The sequence below is a fragment of the Acinetobacter sp. TYF_19 genome, assembly GCF_043105125.1.
GTDB lineage: Bacteria > Pseudomonadota > Gammaproteobacteria > Pseudomonadales > Moraxellaceae > Acinetobacter > Acinetobacter johnsonii.
Window position 1 is genome coordinate 1 of the sequence record NZ_JBICLH010000002.1, and the last position, 1,880, is coordinate 1,880.

A 1,880-nucleotide genomic window follows, 5' to 3' on the forward strand; every position below is an offset into this window, starting at 1 on the left:
AAAAAAAACCTCATCAAGCGACAAGGTTCTTCTCATAAGCCCAATCAGGTATTCCGACGGGTTTGGCTTCTAAAACTCGGATCAATGGGATCACGTTGTTTTTCTCTTTTGGTGGCTTTGTAGAAATATCAATGCCATATTTTTGAAGCCCCGATTTAGAACGGTAATAAGTTCCATTAGGCAGGATCTGCTTCAAATCATCACCGTTTAACCAAGCTTGATAAGTCAAACGCAGTCTAGGCGGTAAAGAATCAAGAACTTCATCTTTGAGCATATAAACATCACTCATTTCTAATTTAGACATATATTCTAGGAGTAACTCCTCCGCTGTGTCTATATCCCAATTAGAAGCGATATGTAAATCACGTCTTTTAAGTTCTAATTGTCTTGTTACACCCTCTATTCTCAAGGCTTTATGAGCATATTCTCTCATCTCAGGTATGTCTAATTCAGGAGCTAAACGACGATCTTTTTTCTGTATCTCAAGACCTTTGGAGTAACACTTTAAAGCCCAACGACGAGAATTTTTTCCGAAATAAGCAGTATCACCAGAGAACTGACCAGCACCACGATGTTTTAAATATGCCGTTTCACCAACTGAACGAATCCAAGCAAGTACGTCTTTTTGGTTGTTTAAGTGCCAAGTTTCATTAACATCGACACGGCTTAACTCGTAATGACCATCTTTAATGTTTGCGTATTGGAACGGATCAGGACAAAGACCCAATTCTTCACGTTTTAATAACTCATCAAAGAATTTCCCCATAATTGAAACAAGATCATTAGAGCCAAATAAATTATGACCCTGAAGGAATTTTGTAGGATTGCCCGATATATAAATCTGAGTATCTGTCAAAGATTGAATCTGTATTTTTGTTGAATAAGAGCCTTCGACAGTAACCTTTTTATGAACTAACCATTCTGTGTTGCCATCACGGTCAAGAGAAGCCACAAGACCCTCTGAGAGCTTATTAGGATCATGGTTGCAGATTAGTTTAGCCGTCACCCAATCAATCATAGTTTTTTAGCCTCAGAAGCAAGAACGCCTAGTTTCTCATTACCCTCAAGAAGTAATTCACTTGCAAACTGTTTAGCAATGGTTGGAGCATTGGCTTTATCAGCTTGGATTTGCTCAAGTGCAGAAATAGTGCGGTCTAGGATAGGCATGTACTCCTCAAGCATTTCTAAAATTAATTTAGTCTTTGGAGTACCTGTTAAATCAGATAGACGGTCTAAGGTTGAATTAATGTCATCAGGAACAGTTAAAGCTACACGGGGTTTTCTACTAGGCATTTATAGACCTCCATGCATACAACGATCTAAGCGTTCGCATAAATCATTAAACTCTGTCTGATCAAAATCAGGGAGTTCAAAAAGAGCAGAAAGGAAACCTTTAGCAAAAGCGTAATGCCAAGTTTTATCTAGAAGGGCAGCATTCTCGATATCGGCTAAAGCGTCATTGAATTTTAGTATTAAAGCTTGTTTCATTTTAATTCTCAGGAGTAACCATTTATTAAAAAGGTACAGCATAAAAAATAATCTGTAAAGGGGGTGCGCGTATCAAATATTCCCAAAGTGGTAAAAATGTGCAGTATTACTAACACTGCACACACGTCCTCCGCCTTCTCCTTGTCGAAGCTCCTCGTCGTCGTTGTCGTCCGAGTGTTTACGTGTTGTCATGTTGTCATGTTTATATGTTGTCGGCAGGCATAGCCTGGTACTTACCGATCTAAGGCAGAAGGGAGCTTGTAATCAGGGAGAAAAGGCTCTGTGATTCTAATTATGTCAGTTCGCTCGTAGACACTCGCTCTGTTATGTCTGCGCATGCAACTGCGAGCCCTCGTGCAGTGCTCGACTTACTTCGCTCGTTTTAATAGGCG

At 39.7% G+C, this 1,880-nt stretch carries 3 protein-coding genes; all 3 read right to left on the bottom strand.

Annotated elements, in window-relative coordinates:
- Positions 1-13: 13 nt before the first annotated feature.
- The 3 genes from ACF8FD_RS00015 to ACF8FD_RS00025 are packed head-to-tail and all read right to left on the bottom strand — an operon-like array spanning position 14 to position 1,488.
- Positions 14-1,018, bottom strand: coding sequence for a phage/plasmid replication protein, II/X family (locus ACF8FD_RS00015; protein ID WP_392452803.1), 1,005 nt, complete (start codon positions 1,016-1,018; stop codon positions 14-16).
- On the bottom strand, positions 1,015-1,293 hold the full coding sequence (locus ACF8FD_RS00020; protein WP_004929869.1) for a hypothetical protein: 279 nt from the start codon (positions 1,291-1,293) through the stop codon (positions 1,015-1,017). Before ACF8FD_RS00020 ends, ACF8FD_RS00015 begins: the two co-directional genes overlap by 4 nt.
- Positions 1,294-1,488, bottom strand: a complete 195-nt coding sequence (locus ACF8FD_RS00025) for a hypothetical protein (protein WP_392452805.1) — start codon at positions 1,486-1,488, stop codon at positions 1,294-1,296.
- Positions 1,489-1,880: the final 392 nt, after the last annotated feature.

Coding starts and splice junctions, on each gene's coding strand:
- ACF8FD_RS00020 (WP_004929869.1), bottom strand. CDS start 1,293: ATGCCTAGTAGAAAACCCCGTGTAGCTTTAACTGTTCCTGATGACATT.
- ACF8FD_RS00025 (WP_392452805.1), bottom strand. CDS start 1,488: ATGAAACAAGCTTTAATACTAAAATTCAATGACGCTTTAGCCGATATC.
- ACF8FD_RS00015 (WP_392452803.1), bottom strand. CDS start 1,018: ATGATTGATTGGGTGACGGCTAAACTAATCTGCAACCATGATCCTAAT.